Source organism: Bacillus paranthracis (assembly GCF_001883995.1).
Classification (GTDB): Bacteria; Bacillota; Bacilli; order Bacillales; family Bacillaceae_G; genus Bacillus_A; species Bacillus_A paranthracis.
In genome coordinates this window covers 1-19,788 of the sequence record NZ_MACE01000085.1, presented here as the reverse complement: position 1 = coordinate 19,788, position 19,788 = coordinate 1, and the positions used below count along the sequence as shown (strand labels likewise).

Annotated in this window: 14 protein-coding genes and 1 tRNA gene; 7 read left to right on the top strand and 8 right to left on the bottom strand. The window is 37.1% G+C overall.

Features of this window, described 5'->3' with window-relative positions:
* The first annotated feature begins 1 nt into the window (after position 1).
* On the top strand, positions 2-955 hold the full coding sequence (locus tag BAQ46_RS28455; protein ID WP_000425747.1) for a 1,4-dihydroxy-2-naphthoate polyprenyltransferase: 954 nt from the start codon (positions 2-4) through the stop codon (positions 953-955).
* 109 nt (positions 956-1,064) lie between these two features.
* Complete coding sequence (locus BAQ46_RS28450; protein WP_000957376.1) at positions 1,065-1,796, top strand: yteA family sporulation protein; 732 nt, start codon at positions 1,065-1,067, stop codon at positions 1,794-1,796.
* 44 nt (positions 1,797-1,840) lie between these two features.
* Here BAQ46_RS28450 and cspD read toward each other — a convergent pair whose 3' ends face one another.
* On the bottom strand, positions 1,841-2,041 hold the full coding sequence (gene cspD, locus BAQ46_RS28445; protein WP_001193054.1) for a cold-shock protein CspD: 201 nt from the start codon (positions 2,039-2,041) through the stop codon (positions 1,841-1,843).
* 326 nt (positions 2,042-2,367) lie between these two features.
* Here cspD and BAQ46_RS28440 point away from each other — a divergent pair, with 326 nt between their 5' ends.
* The 3 genes from BAQ46_RS28440 to BAQ46_RS31495 all read left to right on the top strand — a co-directional run bounded on the left by BAQ46_RS28440 (position 2,368) and on the right by BAQ46_RS31495 (position 4,362).
* The gene (locus BAQ46_RS28440; RefSeq protein ID WP_001147837.1) at positions 2,368-3,150 is read left to right on the top strand and encodes a TIGR00266 family protein; all 783 of its coding nucleotides are present in this window, start codon (positions 2,368-2,370) and stop codon (positions 3,148-3,150) included.
* A gap of 278 nt (positions 3,151-3,428) precedes the next feature.
* The gene (locus tag BAQ46_RS28435) at positions 3,429-4,151 is read left to right on the top strand and encodes a lipase family protein (RefSeq protein ID WP_001260124.1); all 723 of its coding nucleotides are present in this window, start codon (positions 3,429-3,431) and stop codon (positions 4,149-4,151) included.
* Positions 4,152-4,227: 76 nt separating this feature from the next.
* Positions 4,228-4,362: a hypothetical protein gene (locus BAQ46_RS31495; protein WP_000911070.1), complete on the top strand. Its 135-nt coding sequence runs from the start codon at positions 4,228-4,230 to the stop codon at positions 4,360-4,362.
* A gap of 153 nt (positions 4,363-4,515) precedes the next feature.
* Here BAQ46_RS31495 and glgP read toward each other — a convergent pair whose 3' ends face one another.
* The 5 genes from glgP to glgB form a co-directional block, all read right to left on the bottom strand.
* Positions 4,516-6,924, bottom strand: a complete 2,409-nt coding sequence (glgP, locus tag BAQ46_RS28425) for a glycogen phosphorylase (RefSeq protein ID WP_000494087.1) — start codon at positions 6,922-6,924, stop codon at positions 4,516-4,518.
* 18 nt (positions 6,925-6,942) lie between these two features.
* Positions 6,943-8,373, bottom strand: coding sequence for a glycogen synthase GlgA (gene glgA / locus BAQ46_RS28420; RefSeq protein WP_061132260.1), 1,431 nt, complete (start codon positions 8,371-8,373; stop codon positions 6,943-6,945).
* A 112-nt stretch (positions 8,374-8,485) separates the two neighbouring features.
* Positions 8,486-9,520 carry a glucose-1-phosphate adenylyltransferase subunit GlgD gene (gene glgD / locus BAQ46_RS28415; protein WP_071743347.1) on the bottom strand — a complete coding sequence of 345 codons (1,035 nt, stop codon included), beginning with the start codon at positions 9,518-9,520 and terminating at the stop codon, positions 8,486-8,488.
* Between the two features lie 18 nt (positions 9,521-9,538).
* Positions 9,539-10,669 (bottom strand): glucose-1-phosphate adenylyltransferase, encoded by a 1,131-nt coding sequence (gene glgC / locus BAQ46_RS28410; RefSeq protein ID WP_071743345.1) that lies wholly within the window; start codon positions 10,667-10,669, stop codon positions 9,539-9,541.
* Complete coding sequence (gene glgB / locus BAQ46_RS28405) at positions 10,617-12,554, bottom strand: 1,4-alpha-glucan branching protein GlgB (protein WP_000111372.1); 1,938 nt, start codon at positions 12,552-12,554, stop codon at positions 10,617-10,619. The genes glgC and glgB overlap by 53 nt, the downstream gene beginning before the upstream one ends.
* Positions 12,555-13,023: 469 nt before the next feature.
* Here glgB and BAQ46_RS28400 point away from each other — a divergent pair, with 469 nt between their 5' ends.
* A complete protein-coding gene (locus tag BAQ46_RS28400) occupies positions 13,024-13,629 on the top strand; it encodes a CalY family protein (RefSeq protein WP_000053954.1) in 606 nt (201 codons plus the stop codon).
* Between the two features lie 32 nt (positions 13,630-13,661).
* Positions 13,662-17,885: a S8 family serine peptidase gene (locus BAQ46_RS28395; RefSeq protein ID WP_071743343.1), complete on the top strand. Its 4,224-nt coding sequence runs from the start codon at positions 13,662-13,664 to the stop codon at positions 17,883-17,885.
* A gap of 179 nt (positions 17,886-18,064) precedes the next feature.
* On the opposite strand, the gene BAQ46_RS28390 is transcribed toward BAQ46_RS28395, so the two are convergent.
* The gene (locus BAQ46_RS28390) at positions 18,065-19,009 is read right to left on the bottom strand and encodes an L-lactate dehydrogenase (protein WP_000715338.1); all 945 of its coding nucleotides are present in this window, start codon (positions 19,007-19,009) and stop codon (positions 18,065-18,067) included.
* Positions 19,010-19,718: 709 nt separating this feature from the next.
* A tRNA-Glu gene (locus tag BAQ46_RS28380) sits at positions 19,719-19,788 on the bottom strand.

The following is a 19,788-nucleotide window of genomic DNA, read 5'->3' as shown; positions in this document are numbered from 1 at the left end:
CATGGAAATGAACGTCGAAACGAATTCCTCTCCTACGGCGCCAAAGCCAAGCAAGCAAACAGGCTGGCGCATTTGGTGGAGTTTACTACGTCCCCATACATTAACAGCAGCTTTCGTTCCTGTTTTCATCGGAACAGCCTATGCAATGCAGGTCGGAGGTATAAATCAAATACATCTCCCTCTTTTCCTTATAATGCTTCTTGCTTGTCTTCTCATTCAGGCAGCAACAAACATGTTTAATGAATATTTTGATTACAAAAGAGGACTTGATCACGAAGGTTCAGTTGGTATCGGCGGCGCTATCGTTCGCGATGGCATTCAGCCAAAAACAGTGCTTAACTTAGCATTTGGATTTTTCGGCATCGCAATACTATTAGGTGTTTATATTTGTATGAATTCTAGCTGGTGGCTTGCTGCAATCGGTCTTGTTTGTATGGCCGTTGCTTACCTTTATACAGGCGGTCCACTTCCAATTGCCTATACACCATTTGGAGAGTTAACAGCCGGATTATTTATGGGTGTCATTATTATCGGGATTTCATTCTTTATTCAAACTGGAACTGTAACATCAGAAGTCGTTTTACTATCTATTCCAAGCTCCATTTTAATTGGTGCCATTTTACTAGCTAATAACATCCGTGACTTAGATGGCGATAAAGAAAACGGTCGTAAAACGTTAGCCATTCTCGTTGGACGCGAGCGAGCGGTCGGTGTACTTGCTTCTATGTTCATCGTTTCCTACATTTGGACAATTGCTTTAATTATCGTGGGCATTGTATCACCATGGATGCTTATCGTATTTTTAAGTGCACCGAAAGCATTTAAAGCGACGAAAGGCTTTATCGGCAAAAGCATTCCAATGGAAATGGTACCTGCGATGATAGCAACAGCAAAAACAAATACAATCTTCGGTCTCCTCATGGGAATCGGATTATTACTTGGATATTTCCTTTAAAAGGAGCTGCTAATGCGGCTCCTTTTTCATATACCAATTTCAGCTCATAATTCCTACTCGCAACGCTCATACTATGTAAAGAAACTGAATTGTAGGAAGGTGGACGACTATGTTAACTCCACAACAAATAAATCAATTTAAATCCGTTTTAGAAAAACAAAAACAAGAACTAGAGCAAACGATACAAACACACGAAAATGAAGATCGTGCATCTGAACGTGAATCTGTTGGAGAATTATCTAGCTACGATAACCATCCGGCTGATATGGCAACAGAGCTATATGAACGTGAAAAAGACTTCGGGCTTATTGAACTTTGGCATAAACAGCTAGAGGATACGAAACATGCCCTGCAAAAAATAGAAGCGGGTACGTACGGCATTTGCGAAGTATCTGGTGAAGAAATTCCATTTGAAAGATTAGAAGCAATGCCGACTGCTACAACATGCATACAGCACGCGACAAATAAGTTAAATATGAATACACGACCAGTCGAAGAAGAAGTGTTATCTCCTTCTTTCCACAAACATGATGAAGATCGTTCTGTTGAATATGATGCAGAAGATGCATGGCAAGATGTTGCCAATTACGGAACATCTGAAACACCATCTGATTTAGAAAGACAAGATTCGAAAAACTATAACGGCATGTACGTAAATAGTGAAGAAAACGTAGGCTACGTAGAGGATTTTGAAAACTTTATCGGTACAGATATGTATGGAAAAAATCCGCAAGTTTTCGCTACGGAAGAACATGAAGAATATGAGCAAATGCTTGATGACTTTGAAGAGCGTACCTTTAAGGGCGAATTATCTTCAAATGAGTCGAGTTCCAAAGAATAAAAAAAAGCATTCCGAAAATCGGAATGCTTTTTATCGCTAGCTAATTAGTTTTTTGTAACGTTAGCAGCTTGTGGTCCACGGTTACCTTCAACGATTTCGAAAGAAACTTCTTGACCTTCTTCTAAAGTTTTGAATCCGTCACCTTGGATAGCTGAGAAGTGAACGAATACATCGTCTCCACCTTCAACTTCGATGAAACCGAAACCTTTTTCGCTGTTGAACCATTTAACTTTACCTGTTTGCATGTCATGTACCTCCTAAATAAAAATGAAACTATGAATCCACATGAAAAGGTGGATATAAAGGACATGAATGTATAACAAGCTTACAGCCTTTAATTCAACGTGCTTTATTTCCGTACCACATTATGTAGCTCAATAGTGACTTCACTATATCACGCTATATCCAAAACGTCAAATGAGAACACTTTCATTCCATTATTTTTTTATAATTTTAATATAATGTTGAACTTCCATATTCATATTTTATTGGAAAATTAACAAAACTATAGTGTTCTAATTCTAATAATTTCTGTACAATATAATTACTACATATTTATGAGGTGAAAAAAATGCAAGCACATGAAATCGAGTATAAATTATACGGCGATGATATGCAGTTTGTTGAAATTGAGTTAGACCCAGAAGAAAGCGTTATTGCAGAAGCTGGCGCAATGATGATGATGGAAGATTACATCGAAATGGAAACAATCTTCGGTGATGGTTCTGGACCATCTGGAGGTTTATTCGGAAAGTTAATGGGCGCTGGTAAGCGTCTCGTTACAGGGGAAAGCATGTTTATGACTGTATTTACAAATACAGGTCACGGCAAGCGTCACGTATCCTTTGCTGCTCCTTATCCGGGTAAAATTATTCCTGTAGATTTAACAGAATATCAAGGGAAAGTAGTTTGTCAAAAAGATGCGTTTCTTTGTGCCGCAAAAGGCGTTTCTATCGGCATTGAGTTTACGAAAAAAATAGGAACTGGTTTCTTCGGTGGTGAAGGTTTCATCATGCAAAAACTTGAAGGTGATGGACTTGCTTTCATGCATGCAGGCGGAACTGTATACAAACGTGAATTAAAGCCTGGCGAAAAACTTCGCATTGATACAGGTTGTCTCGTTGCCATGACAAAAGACGTTAACTACGATGTCGAGTTCGTTGGAAAAGTAAAAACAGCTCTATTTGGCGGCGAAGGTTTATTCTTCGCAACGTTAGAAGGACCTGGAACAGTTTGGATTCAGTCCTTAACACTTAGCCGCTTAGCAGCACGTCTGACAAGCCCAGCAGCGCAAAGCACTGGTGAAGGTAGTGTTTTAGGTGGACTTGGTCGTTTATTAGATGGAAAAGAGTAAATAGGGCCCTTATAGGGCTCTTTTTATTTAGGTGGACTATACAAACCACTTCGAATCATATAATACTCCATCACTTCGTTAAGCCACGCCTCTTCTCCTTGAAAACTCACCAATTGAATAGCCTTCTCTTTTGCTTATCTTACACTCCTCCTAACAGTATGTTTACAAAAATCATACTCCCTCACGTAACTGTAGTTTCAAGGTTTTTTTCTAAAAGAATGAATCAAGTCCCTCACTGCATATATTGAACTATACCTTTTCTTAAGGAGGCTCCCTTAATGCGTACTCCTTTATCCTTTGATAAAGATACTGCCATACTGTTAGCTTCTTGTTGTGAGTTAACGTATGAACAATATAAACAAAATGGGATTTTTGAAATACCAGATGGTTTTCAATATGTACAAGGCTTTCAAGGAAAAACCATTCAAACGACAGAATGGTTCGGATTCATACTAGAATCTGAGGATACCGTTATTGTAGCTTTTCGCGGAACACAAACAGATACAGACTGGATTATCGATTCACTCGTTAACCAAAAACCATACCCATATGCTTTAAATAGCGGAAATGTCCATAACGGCTTTCTTTCCATTTATGAGTCTTGCCGGGATTCTATTATGGATATGCTCGTATCACTACCAGCCCATAAAAAACTTCTTGCAACAGGTCATAGCTTAGGCGGCGCGCTCGCTACACTACATATACTAGATGCGCGTATCAATACCGCCTTCGCACAGTACGGTCTGTATACATTTGCCTCCCCAAAAGTGGGAGATATTGCATTTCGTAATTATTATAAACTGCAAGTAGCTAGTAGCTTTCGCTTTGTTAATTTATTTGATGTCGTTCCTCTTCTTCCTCCCCGCAACGTCCATTTTAATGAACAAGACTGGGAATATGCACACGTTCATCACAACATGACTTTTACAAAAAACACAAAATCTATTACAAATAATCATGCCATGACAACATACAAAACATGTCTGACTTCTCATTTTTAACCAGTAAACAATTGGAAATTAAATATCCTTATACTATAATAATATATGAATTTACTTTTGGATGAGGGGACCTTACATGCTAAAATTTATCTTTGCACTTTTTCTCATTGTAATTTTTACGTTTACAGGTTTCTTTACATTTTCATACTTTGCGACAGGAGAATATGATGGAACAGGTATCATATATACTGCGATCCCATTTCTTTCTTAAGCAAAAAAGAAAACCGAGCTTAATAAGTTTAAGCTCGGTTTATTTATCAGTGTCATTTTTTGTCGGTAAATCGATATATCTTAAAAATCGCTGATATATCTTAAAAATCGCCGATATAAATTTCATATAATCTTTTCCAACGTAGCAATCTCTTTAAATTTGCGTAACTGTATTACCAATACCCCAAATCTCATTACTATACTGTAAAATCGTTCGATCGCTCGCAAAATGACCAGATTGTGCAATATTTAAAATCGACATTTCGAGCCACTTCGTTCGGTTCTCATAAGCTCTACCAACAGCTTCTTGCTTTTCCGCATATGGGCCAAAATCTCGCAGAACGAAATATTCATCATTTTGAATAACGAGAGAATCGTAAATTGCTTCAAATTCAGCTCCCGACTGTGCAAAGAAACCATTCGTTAGCTGATCTACTACCTTTTTAATGTGCCCATTGTGGTGATAATAATCACTTGCACGATATCCACCATTTTGATTGTAATGAAGAACTTCTTCGGCCGTTAAGCCGAAAATGAAACAGTTATCATCACCGACTCTATCTTTTATTTCAATATTCGCTCCGTCTAACGTGCCGAGCGTAATCGCACCATTCATCATAAATTTCATATTGCCTGTTCCAGATGCTTCTTTACTCGCTGTTGAAATTTGTTCACTTACATCGGCCGCTGGGAATATATCTTCCGCTACAGACACTCGATAGTTTTCTAGAAAGATAACTTTCATATATTGGCTTACGTACGGATCGTTATTCACTTTCCTTGCAAGTTCATTTATTAATTTAATAATTTTTTTCGCATAGTAATAGCCAGGTGATGCTTTCGCTCCAAAAATAAAAGTACGCGGATAAAATGTAAAACTAGCATCCTCTTTCAAACGGTTATACAAATATAAAATATGAAGAACATTTAATAATTGTCGCTTGTAAGCATGTAGCCTTTTTACTTGCACATCAAAAATAGAATTAGGATCAATTGTAATCCCCATTGTATGATGAATGCGCGCTGCTAAAATCTCTTTACGCTCTTGTTTTACCTCTGCAAATTTCTCTTGGAAACTCGCATCGTATTGAACTAATTGTAGCTCTTGAAGCTTAATCGGTTCTTTCTTCCACTCTGTTCCAATCGCCTCTGAAATAAGGTTCGTCAGCTGCGGATTCGCCTTCATTAACCAGCGTCTATGAGCGATTCCATTCGTTTTATTATTAAACTTATCTGGATAAAACTCATAAAACAATCGCATTTCACGCTGTTTTAAAATCTCCGTATGAATTTTTGCTACACCGTTTACACTATGGCTACCGACAATTGCTAAATGAGCCATTTTCACAAGATCATGCGCAATAATCGCCATCTCTTCAATGCGATGCCATTCATACGGATAACGTTCCCAAAGTTCATGACAGAAACGTTCATTAATCTCTTCAATAATCATATAAATTCTCGGTAATAACGGTTTAAAAATGTGAATTGGCCACTTTTCAAGAGCTTCTGATAACGTCGTATGATTCGTATAAGAAATCGTTTGCGTTGTTATGTGCCAAGCTTCTTCCCATGCTAGTTTTTCTTCATCTAATAAAATACGCATCAGTTCTGGAATCGCCAAAACTGGATGGGTATCATTAATATGAATCGCAATTTTCTCATGTAATTGACGAAGGTCACCATATCTTTCTCTATGCATACGAACGATATTTTGCAAGCTTGCTGATACGAGGAAATACTGTTGTTTCAAACGAAGTATTTTCCCCTCATCATGCGTATCATCTGGATATAAAAACTCCGATACCGCCTCTGTTTCACGCTTATATTTCAAAATATCTTTGCAATTTTGTGGAAAAGGAACTGGTTCCGCATTCCAAAGTCTAAGTGTATTTACAGTACTCGTCTCATAACCTACTACTGGAACGTCATATGGTACGGCCATAATTACTTCTGCATTTGTATGCCTGAATTCTAAACGCCCATCAATGTAGAGCGGTTCAACATTGCCGAAATAACTTACTTCTACAGCTTGATCATGCCTTCTTACTTCCCATACATTTTCATGAAGAAGCCACTGTTCTGGAAATTCAACTTGATAACCATCAACAATTTTTTGATCAAATAAGCCGTGTTTGTAACGAATTCCGCACCCATGACCTGGTAAGTTTAAAGATGCAAGTGAATCAAGGAAACAGGCTGCTAACCGTCCAAGTCCACCATTTCCAAGACCTGCATCTGCTTCCACCTCTTCTAATTGTTGCAACGAAATTCCAAGCTCAGAAAGCCCTTGCTCACATACATCCTTGATGCCTAAATTTAATATGTTACTTCCAAGCAAACGCCCAAGTAAAAACTCAATGGATAAGTAATACATTTGCTTTCGCTCTCCAGACCGATAACTTTCATTCGTTGCAATCCATTGACTATTCATATACTCACGTACCATGTACCCAAGCGTATTGTATTGATCACGAGTTGTAGATTCTTTGAAACTTTTACCATACATCGTCTCTAACTTTTCTAGAAAAGCTGATTTGAAACTTTCAACATGAGTAAACATCTCTTCACCACCTACATGTTATTCCATGAGACTTTTATACAATTTTTTATAAGCAAGGGCTGATTTTTCCCAGCTATAATCTTCAGTCATTGCTTGTTTTACAAGCTGCTCCCATACCGGTTTATCATGATAAAATTCAATTGCACGACGAACAGTGTGTAACATGTCATGTGCATTAAAGTTCGTGAAACTGAAACCATTTCCTTCTCCAGTTTCTTCGTCATAAGATTGTACCGTATCATTTAATCCGCCTGTCTCTCTTACAATTGGAATCGTACCGTACGCTAATGCGATAAGTTGTCCAAGTCCACACGGTTCAAACAATGATGGCATTAGGAATAAATCACTTCCCGCATATACTTGGTGAGCTAATTCTTCATTAAAACCGATGTACACTTTTACCTTCTCAGGATACTCATATGCCATCCACTCGAAGAATTGTTCATATTCCGAATCACCTGATCCTAAAATAATACATTGTACATCTTCTTCCATTATTTCACGGAATACAGTACGTACTAAATCAAGACCTTTTTGCTTCGTTAATCTCGTTACCATTGAAATAATCGGCGTATCTTCTTTTTCCGGCAAACCAAAATAACGCTGCAACGCACGTTTATTTTTACTCTTTTCATATAATGAATCTGCATCGTACTGAGCAGTAATATACGAATCCGTTTCTGGATTATACACGCTCGTATCAATTCCATTTACAATGCCACTAAGCTTACCATTATATTTTCGCAACAATCCATCTAACTTCTCACCGAAAAATTCATATTGAATTTCTTCTTTATATGTCGGGCTAACTGCTGTAATTTGATCAGAAGCGATAATACCGCCCTTCATAAAGTTCACATTTCCATAAAACTCTAACTGCTCACTATGAAAATATTCATCACCAAGTTCTAGCAAGTCGTACATCACTTCAGGAGGAAATACACCTTGGAACTGCAAGTTATGAATCGTATATACTGTTTTAATATGCTCATATAATGGGTTATCTTGATACTTTTCACGTAGTAAGAAATTTACCATAGCTGTATGCCAATCGTGGCTATGAAGAACATCCACTTCAAAATCAAGATGAGGAATACACTCTAAAACTGCTTTCGAAAAATAAGAAAAACGCTCTCCGTCATCATAATGACCATACAGAGAATCCCTCTTAAAATAATATTCATTATCTATTAAGTAATACGTAATCCCGTCTTGCTCACCTTTTAAAATTCCGCAATATTGATTTCTCCAGCCAAGCGGGACGTTAATTACTTTATGTAGCGTACATCCGTCCCTTAATTTTTGCGGAATAAGACTATAATTCGGGAGTATAATGCGAACTTCCACACCTAATTTTTTTAGCTCTTTTGGGAGCGCACCTGCTACATCAGCTAATCCTCCCGATTTAACAAATGGTACACATTCTGATACTGCAAATAAAATATTCACTTGTTGTCCCACTGCACGAAAAGCTTATACTACTTCCCTTGCAGCTTCCTCCCTTCGAGTTTTCATTTAAATTAAAACTTGAATCAGTGGAGGAAAAACCCCCACTGATTTCTTAAGAATAACTATTAATCGTACTGTTTTGAACGCTTCCTTTTTCTACAACGTATGGCTCATCGGCGTTTCCTTTTAAGACAACACCGTCACCAATTTTCACATCTTTATCAATAATAACACCGTCTATTATACAATTATCTCCAATTTGGCTCTTTTGCATAATAATGCTATTACGAACAATTGAACCTTTTCCAATTTTAACAGAACGGGAGACAACGCTATTTTCTACTTCACCTTCAATAATACTGCCGTTTGCAATCATTGTGTTTTTCACAGCTGCACCCTTTACATAACGAGTTGGTGGTTCATCTTTTACTTTCGTAAAGATCGGTGCTTCTTTCTTAAATAGTTGCTTCCAAATAGCAGGTTGCAAAATTTCTAAGCTATGTTTATAGTAACTTTCAATCGAATCAATAATAGCTACATATCCTGCATGCTCATATGTAGCAATATGTAGTGATTTTCCGCGCTTTTCTCTCACTACATCGAATAAGCTATATTGCTCCACATCTTTATATGACTCAAATAAATCTAACAATAATTGTTTCTTTAACACGTATGTTTGAAGCGAAACCCCTTCATGGCAAACTTCCGTAATATCAGCTGCCGTATGTATATGTCGCTCTAACACTGCTTGAAAATGTAATGCTGTTACGAGATGGCTATTCGTAATCACGACGTACTCTTCTCTGCTTCTTAGAAAATAATCAATATGTCTTCTAAAATGTGCAAAAGATCCAAATTCATCTTGATCACATTGGCAATTTGGCGGGAATAAAAACAGTCCGTCTCGTTTTCTATCTAAATCCCACTGTTTGCCTGAACCAACGTGATCCATTAGTGAACGGTTTTTATGGCTTGTAAAAACTGCCACACTATGAATATTAGAATTCACCATATTTGAAAGCATGAAATCAATGAGTCGATAACGGCCCCCAAACGGTAACGCCGCTAGTGAACGATGCCCTGTTACTTTCTTTAAGGAAGGAAAACTTCCCGTTGCATTAATAATTCCTAACATTTTTTCTCCCATTCATTTCATCCCCCTTTTCTATTTCCCTTCAGCAATGAGTACTACATCGTCAACATTTTTTTCCGGACGAATAATTGTTCCATCTTCAATAACCATTTCCGATCCAACAATTGCCCTTTCAATCACAACATTTTTGCCAATCTTCGCTCCTGGCATAACGACAGAATCAATAACCATACTACCTTCTTCCACCGTCACCCCTTGGAATAATACAGAATACTTCACGTCCCCTTCGATGACGCATCCTTCGTTAATAAGTGATTCTTCTACTCTTGCCTTTTCAGCAATATATTGAGGCGGTTCGTTTGGATTAACAGAATAAATACGCCAGTCACGGTCGTTTAAATTCAGTGATGTTTCATCGCGCAGTAAATCCATATTCGCTTCCCATAAGCTCTTCACTGTACCAACATCTTTCCAATATCCTTCAAACGGATACGCCATTAGCTTCTTCCCTTCATCTAATAAAAGCGGAAGCACATCTTTTCCGAAATCATTACTAGATTCAGGGTTTCTTGCATCCATTTCTAAATACTCTTTCAAAATCGCCCAGTTAAAAATATAAATTCCCATTGATGCAAGATTACTTCTTGGAAATTGCGGTTTCTCCTCAAATTCAACAATCTCCATCTCTTCGTTCGTATTCATAATGCCAAAGCGACTCGCTTCATCCCAAGGCACTTCAATAACAGAAATGGAAACGTCCGCTTCTTTCTCAATATGGTAATCTAGCATTTTACTGTAATCCATTTTATAAATATGGTCACCTGATAAAATGAGAACATACTCTGGTTCATATTGACTTAAATAGTTTAAGTTTTGATAAATGGCACTTGCCGTACCTGTGTACCACTTCACACCCGAAGACTCCGCATAAGGAGGTAATACTGTGACTCCACCGCTTACTCGGTCTAAATCCCATGCATTGCCAATTCCGATATAATTATGAAGTTCTAGCGGTTGATATTGCGTTAAAATCCCAACCGTTTCAATACCAGAATTCGCGCAGTTACTTAGCGTAAAATCAATAATGCGATATTTACCACCAAATGGAACAGCTGGCTTGGCTAAATTTTTTGTTAATGCACTTAATCGACTACCTTTTCCCCCTGCTAGTAACATTGCTACGCACTTTTGTTTTTGAGCCATCTTGTTTTTTGCTCCCCTTTCTCGTCTTCACTGGTCGTAATATGGATACGCCAAATGGTGGAATTGTAATTTCTACATGTGCTGCTTGATTATGAAACGGTTCTTGAATCGCCTTCAGACGTTTCTTATTTACTTGCCCTGATCCGCCATATTGCTCAGCATCACTGTTTAAAATCTCGTTATAATACTCAAAATCTGGTACACCTACTTTATAGTTTTCATATGTAGCTTTCGTAAAATTACATACGACAACTAACGCATCTTCTTGTTTATCCCCTTGGCGGATAAAAGAGAAAATACTTTGCTCATTATTATTAGCATCAATCCACTGAAAACCTTCAGGCGAATGATCAAGCTGCCAAAGTGGTTTGGAGCGCTTATACAATGCTATGAGCTCTTTAAAGTAATCATGCATATAACGATGCATTTCAAAATCATGTAAATTCCAATCTAAATCTTCAAGGTCTTTCCACTCATCAAACTGCCCGAATTCTCCTCCCATGAAAAGTAATTTCTTTCCTGGGTGAGTAAAGAAATATCCATATAATAAACGAAGTTGAGCAAACTTATCCCAGTAGTCTCCTGGCATTTTATTTAATAACGACTTTTTCCCATGAACGACTTCATCATGAGAAAGCGGTAATATGAAATTTTCAGAGTAAGCATATAGTAAAGAGAACGTCATTTTATCATGAATATATTTTCTATACTCTGGCGCACATTCCATATATTTCAGCACGTCATTCATCCAGCCCATATTCCATTTGTAATTGAATCCAAGCCCACCTTCATACGTTGGAGCTGTTACAAGTGGCCAAGCTGTTGAATCCTCTGCTGTCATAAGAAAATCTTCATCCTCTGCAAACACAGCTTCATTTAACTCTCGTAAAAATGAAACAGCGTGCTCATTACTTTGCTCTTGTCCTTCTTTATTCCAGTACAGCATGTTCGCAACTGCATCTACCCTGAAACCATCAATATGGAAATATCTCATCCAAAATAACGCATTTGAAATTAAGAAATTACGTACTTCCCTCTTTCCTAAATCAAAGTTGACAGTTCCCCATACTGGATTTTCTTGCACATCTTTATCTTTATATTCATAAGTCGGTGTCCCATCAAACAAATATAAACCGTGAGCATCTTTACAAAAATGCCCCGGCACCCAATCTAAAATGACACCGATTCCATATTTATGACATTCATCGACAAAATGCATCAAATCATGTGGTGTGCCGAATCTACTCGTTGCTGCATAATATCCCGTTCCTTGATATCCCCAAGAACGATCATATGGATGCTCAACAAGCGGCATAATTTCAATATGTGTAAATTGATGTTCCACCACATAAGGAATGAGTTCTTCTGCCATTTCCCTGTAAGAGTACAGTGTTCCATCTTCTTTCTTTTTCCAAGAACCGAAATGTAATTCATAAACTGTCATCGCTTCTTTATAAACCGATTTTTTCTTTTTCTTACGACTCCAGTTTTTATCATTCCATTCGTATCCCTTTATATCAAAAACTACAGATGCCGTATTCGGTCTTACTTCTGCATACACAGCATACGGATCTGCCTTAAGAATGACATCACCAGCCATCGTTTCAATCGCATATTTATATATTTCTCTTTCTTCTATATGCGGTATAAATAGGGACCAAATTCCCTCTTCTGTCACTTGCAGCATCTTATGTTGCTCATAATCCCATTCATTAAAATCTCCAACAACACTCATTGCTTTCGCATGAGGAGCCCATACTGTAAATCGTACACCTCGCATCTCATCTTCCGTCACAATATGTGCGCCAAAGATGTTATAACTGTCATAGTACTTTTCTGTATGAAACTCATCTCGTTTCACTTCTTCACAATTTATTACACTCAATATGCTCACCTCACTAAGATGACAGAATTTTTTATACTTTACCAATTCTGCGAAAAACTGAAATATCCTTGTTAATTTATAAAAAATATACGTTTTTTTCTTAAAAATGTTGAATTTTTTTCACATTTCTATATAAAATATCGAATTTTGACGAATATTCATTGAAAACGCTTCATTTTTCACTAGTCTTTCATCTTACTATTTATTTCTCAACCTCTATTTTATTAGCTTCATCCTCTTTTTCATCCTATTTTCCACTTAAAATCGCAACAAAATAATCTGTCATAAAAAAATGTTTCTCAACATTTTTCGTCACAATTGTATTGAAATGGAAAATTTATAAGCATATACTTGTTCTCAATAAAGAACACCGACTTTTCGTAACTATAATTCATAGCGGACTACTATGTTTACTTATTTATCCTTGTTACGAACAGTCGCTATAAAAATTTAATTAGGGGGCTTTCTTATGTCATTAAAACAAAAGGTTGGAATGGGAGTTGTCACAGCAACGCTTGGCTTATCCCTTACATTCGGCGGTGTATTCGCCTACTTCAGTGATTCAGAAACATCTAGTAACTCATTTCAAGCTGGAACACTAGACCTTTCTATTAATCCAAGTGTAATTGTTAATGTGAAAGATTTAAAACCAGGTGACTTTATTGAAAAAAATTTCACACTTGAAAATAAAGGATCATTGGATATTGCAAAAGTAGCACTTGAAACATCCTATGAAGTTACAGATGCAAAGAAAAATAATGATGGTGAAGATTTAGGCGATCACATCATCGTTAAATTTTTAGTGAATGATGGAAAGCCATCTAATCCAAACGATGATCATGAAATTTTGTGGGAAACAAAACTATCAGAATTAAAAACTATGAAACCTGAAGATGTGGCTACTTCTCTAGAACGTCATAACTTAATAGACGGTATTAAATCTGGTGAAACAGATTATTTACACGTGCTCTTCTCCTTTGAAGACAACGAACAAGATCAAAATAAATTCCAGGGTGATTCCTTACAGCTAAACTGGACATTCCATGCAGAGCAAACACCAGGCACGGAGAAATAAATTTTAAAATATAAATTATCGGAGGCTTATACATGAAAAAGAAAAATCGTTTTGTTACCGGAATTGTAACGGCTGGTGTTCTGCTTTCAACTGCCCTTCCGTTCAATGTACTTGCTGAAAATCCTATTAACCAAATTGACTCTTCAAACGCCCAGTCTTTACTATCAAAACTTTCTAAAGAACAGCGCCAGGCATTACAAACGTTAGATGTCAACCCTGGTTTTACTATCTCGCCAGATATTAATACAAGTAGTTCGGAACCAGTAAATATCATTGTAGAATTTCAAACAGCTCCAGTAAAGATTAATGAATTAAAACAAAAAGAAAAAGGATTACAAGCTGCTCCTGAAAATATAAAAGCGCGTATTGATCAAGAGCATGAGGAATTTCAAAAAGGACTAAAACGCCTTTATCAATTTAGCCCATCAGTAAAGTCAGGGAATTTCCAGTCTGTACAAATTAAACGTTCTTATAAACATGCGATAAATGGGGTTGCGCTGACGTTACCTGCAAATACAGTAGAAGAATTGTTACGAATTGGCGTTGTAAAGCGTATTTGGAAAGATTATGAAGTGAAACTAAATTTACCAAAACAAGCAGAGCAGAAAGCACCTCAAAAACTAACAGATAGTATTCCGCAAATTGGGGTCGATAAGTTACATAGCGAAGGCATTACCGGAAAAGGAATTAAAGTTGGTGTATTAGATACAGGTATTGATTACAATCATCCTGACCTAAAAGACGTGTATAAGGGCTATCGCGCAAAACCTGGCGAAGACTCTAGCAAGGTAGATCCAAACTCAGTAAAAGGTTGGGACTTTATTAATAACGATGCAGATCCGATGGAAACAACTTATACAGAGTGGCAACAATCTGGCGCTCCTGAATTTGATGATCGTGGCTCTTCCTTCTACACAGCCCACGGTACTCACGTAGCAGGTATCGTTTCTGCGCAAAAGAAAAACAAATCAGATTCCGCAGTAAAAGGTGTTGCACCTGACATTGAACTGTATAACTATCGTGTACTCGGTCCATACGGAAGTGGAGCTAGTTCAGGTATTATTGCTGCAATCGATAAATCAATTTCTGACGGTATGAACGTCATTAACTTATCGTTAGGTGATGAGAGCAACAATCCGCTTGATCCAACGTCTATCGCTGTTAACAACGCAATGCTTTCCGGTGTTGTTACAGTCGTTGCCGCTGGAAACTCTGGTCCAAATCCAGCAACACTCGGATCACCAGGTGCTTCTCCCTTTGCAATTACGGTTGGAGCAAGTGATAGCTCTATTTCCTTACCGAAACTATCAAGTCATGCTGGACAAGTACAATTCCCTAACTTGATTTTATTTGGCAAAAACTTCACTGATAAAATAGAAGATTTCAAGGGACAAACGTTATCTATCGAATCGGTAGGAATCGGTACGCCTGACGAGTTTAGTAAAAAAGATGTAAAAGGAAAAATCGCTCTCGTTGCACGCGGTACACTGTCATTTGATGAAAAAATTGCGAATGCAAAACAAGCTGGTGCAAAAGCCGTTATTATTTATAACAATGTGGACGGAGAAATTCCTTTCTATGTTGGCGAAAGTACAAAATACATTCCCGCATTCCGCCTAACGAAAGAAGACGGTGAAAAACTAAAAGCTCAAATCGAACAAGGTAATACATCCTTTACCTTTGACGAACTTAGTTATATTCAAACAGAAGGCGATCATCTTGCAGACTTTAGCTCACGCGGTCCTGTTACATCAAATGATGATATTAAACCAGATATTACAGCGCCTGGTGTTGCTGTACTTTCAACAGTACCTGAATATATTAACGACCCACAAGAGGGCGAAAACTATGACGTTTCCTACGAGCGTATGCAAGGAACATCTATGGCTTCTCCTCATATCGCGGGCGTTGCTGCTCTTATTTTACAAGAACACCCAGAATACTCTCCATTCGATGTAAAGGCGTCTCTTATGAACACAGCTGATGATTTAAAAGAAAAGTATTCCGTATATGAAGTTGGAGCTGGACGAGTAGATGCGTACAACGCCGTTCATACGGAAACTAGTTTTAAAGTGCTAGATACAACAAAAACAGTTGTAAATGATGAAGTAATTGAAGTCCCTGAAGAAACTGGATCCATTGCATTCGGGAAGTTCTATCAAAAAGACGGTGAAGCTCTTGAACAAAAACGAAATATAAAAGTGGAAAACCATAATAAACAAGAGAAAAAAGAATTTAAAACAGAAATTTCTTATACACCAGCATCTTCTTCTATTAACGACGCTACCGGAAACGGTGTAAAAGTTTCTGTTCCAGAAACAATTACACTTGATGCTGGCAAATCAGGTGAAATTGAAGCAAAAATTAATGTTCCAGCCGGTGTAAAACAAGGCCGATATGAAGGATATATTCATATTACAAATACGAAAAATAAAGAAGAAACGTACCAAATTCCGTTCTCTATTCGTGTATCAGAACCTGGTATTGAAAATGCAATATTATCAAGAAAAGCAATTTCCACTGATACATCAAAGTTTAATCCATATGGTGAATCATATGTTCACGGGGCATTCCAATTAAATAGCGAACTTGAAACGTTAGACCTTATCGTGAAAGATTCAAAAACAAATAAAGCACTCGGCTTCATTGGGACATTAAACACGACTGGACTAAAAACGGATGTGTATTACTACTTAGATTCATTCTTTAACGGAAAAGTGTATCCTTTCACAAATGACCCTGCCAAACCAATTGGTGATGAGAAAATCAACTTACCAGAAGGAGACTACACAATAGAGTTTGTTGGCTATGATAAAGCTGGGAAAGCACGTGTGAAAGGTGATTATGTCGTAATTGATAATACACCGCCAGAAGTAAAATTAACTGGATTAAAACCTGGTATTTATGAATTAAATGAAGAAAATTACACAGTAGAAGATGGTAAAAAAGCGTTATGGATTAAAGGAAATGTGTATGATTCAAACGTTGACTACTTAAAAGGAAAAGGATTAAACATTACGCAAGAAGCGAATGGCGTTATGTATTATGACTATTCTCCATACTTGCATAAGTTTTTACCTATTAATGCAAACGGAGACTTTAAAGTTGGCATTACTCCTGAATCCTTTAAAGTGGAAGGTCCAATGAACACAGGCGTATATATTTTCGATTATGCAACTGCAGGTCCTGACTATCCAAGCGGTGTAAATAATTATTGGTTTATCCCGCAAGGAGCTCAATATGCAAAGGCTAGTTATGATAAAAAAGAAGTATATAAAGGGGACGAGTTCACAGTAACCCTAAACGCGAAACACGTAAAACAATTCGTTGCTGGGGCATTTAACGTAAAATTCCTAGAGAAGAACTTCAAATTTGCAAATGTGAAATTGAATCCTGCTTTTGAAAAACTCCTTTCTGAAAAAGGGGTAACCGCAAAAATAAATGAATCAAAACTAGAAGAAGGTTCTGTTACAGTAGGCGGGGCTATTGATGATAAAAACTTCGCTGGATTAGATGGTGACTTCCCGTTCATTGATATAACTTTTAAGGTAGAAAATGATGAATTTTATGAAGCAAATGCTCAATTAGATTTATCAGTGTTCGCTTACTGGAAACAAGGTGAATCAGAGCCAAATAGAATGCGTGTCCTTCAAGATCAAACATTCTCAGTTATGTCTTTAAACTCACTAGTAGAAGGAAATATTAAACCTGGTGCATTCTTAAATGAACGTGGCTATTTAGATGAGAAATTCGATTATACAAAGCTTGGCGTAAAAGTATATGCAACAGATTCTTACCGTCATAAGTTTGAAGGCTCACTAGATAAATACGGATACTTCAAACTAAATGGACTTCCTGTTAATAAACGCGACTATAACTTATATGTAGAAGTACCAGGGCATTTAACAAGCCGACTAACAACGAAACTTGGTACTGAAAAAGACAGTAAGCTAATTGGCCAATATTATTATGCACGCCTTGATGAAAACCTTGCAGGTGATGTAAATGGCGATAAAGTAATTGATATAAAAGATGCTGAAATTATCGCTAGCAACTATGGTAAAAAAGGAGTATCTGTGAAAGACGGTGACCTAAATAAAGATGGTATTGTTGACGAAAAAGATATTCGCTTCGTTGAAAAGAACTTCTTGAAAAAAGGTCCCGATGCATCTAAATCACAAACACCTGTTGAAAAATCAAAAAGCGGTACACTGGCAGATATTTTAAAGAAATTGGGATTAACGCCTAAAAAATGATAATAATAAAGAGCACTCTACGCAAAGTAGAGTGCTCTTTTCTATAAACGACCCTGATCCAGCAAAAGGGGTATATTGGGGATATACAAGGGAAACCGGAAAAGGAATTTATATTAAATTATATATAAATCCAGAAGTAAGAAGTAGTTCCCCACTTCTGGATTATTTAGCAATTATTATTATAGTACTGGTGCCATTGTTTCTTTTAATACTTTTACAGAATGAGCAAATTTCGCTTTTTCATCCTCATTTAACTCAAGCTCTACGATTTCACGTACACCTTCACGGTTAATTACAGCTGGAACACCTACGTAAGCATCTTTCTCACCGTATTGACCTTCAAGGTATGCAGATACAGTTAATACGCTGTTCTCGTTGTTTAAGATTGCTTTAGTTACACGAAGTAGTGACATACCGATTCCGTAATAAGTTGCACCTTTACGCTCGATGATATGGTAAGCTGCATCACGTACGTTTTCAAAGATTTTGTCTAAGTCTTCTTGTTTGTACTGTTCGTTGTTAGCTAAGATTGTTTCTAGTTTTTGTACACCGATAGTAGCGTGACTCCATACTGGAAGTTCAGTGTCACCGTGTTCACCAACGATGTAAGCATGAACGTTACGTGGATCTACATCTAAGTAGTCACCTAACATGTAACGGAAACGAGCAGAGTCTAAAGTAGTACCAGAACCAATTACACGCTCTTTTGGTAGACCAGATTCTTTCCAAGTTACGTAAGTTAAAATATCAACTGGGTTAGTTGCGATTAAGAAGATTCCATCGAATCCGCTATCCATAATACCGCGAACGATTTGTTTAAAGATCTTTGTATTTTTCTCAACTAAGTCTAAACGAGTTTCACCTGGCTTTTGTGGTAATCCAGCAGTGATAACTACTAAATCTGCATCTTTACAATCTGCATAGCTACCGCTCCAAACTTTTGTTGGTGATGGAGAGAATGGTACCGCATGGCTTAAGTCCATTGCTTCCCCTTCTGCTTTTGCTTCATTAACATCTACTAATACGAATTCTTCAGCTACACCTTGGTTGATCATTGAGTAAGCGTAACTACAACCTACAGCTCCTGTTCCTACTAATACTACACGATTGATACCTTTTTTCATGGTAATTTCCCCTCTCTATTGTTCACATATATTTTTTTATGATTGTTTAAGTAATTAATTAAAATACTAATTTAATGTTGTTTAACTTCTTTACACTCATATTGTAGCACGTATTATTGTGAATTACTTCACAAATTATGACCTATTTGTGAACTTTTTCACATAGAGTGTAAAGTTATTGGAATAGGTGTGGAATCCATTTCAATGGAGGCGTTTTCTTTAGATTGTGAAAGGGATTTTCTTATGTTTTTGTCGGTAAGTGAAATTATATCGGCGATTTTTAGAATATATCGACTGTAACTCCAAATATATCAGCGATTATTGAAATTTATCGACCGTAACTCAAATTATATCGGCGATTTTTGCAATATATCGACTTACCGACAAAACTCGACAACGTTAGCATCATAAAAAAGCTGTCTCCAGTAGATCACCTATTGAAAGACAGCTTCTTCTATTTATACTATTTGTTTTCTGTGGTAGCGCCTAATACAGAAATTTCAATATTAAAAAGCTCAATTAAAGTATCCTTTAGTTGAGCGACCCATATTTCAATTTTTATTATTCAACTGTATCTAATAACTCTACAACTAATTCCTTAGGATCTTCCCAGCTATGATATATTTCTAAGTGCCATTTCGTTAATGACCTTGAGTATCACTTTTACACAACAAAAAAGAGATAGCAGATTATGCTATCTCTTTTAATATGACCCGTACGGGATTCGAACCCGTGTTACCGCCGTGAAAGGGCGGTGTCTTAACCACTTGACCAACGGG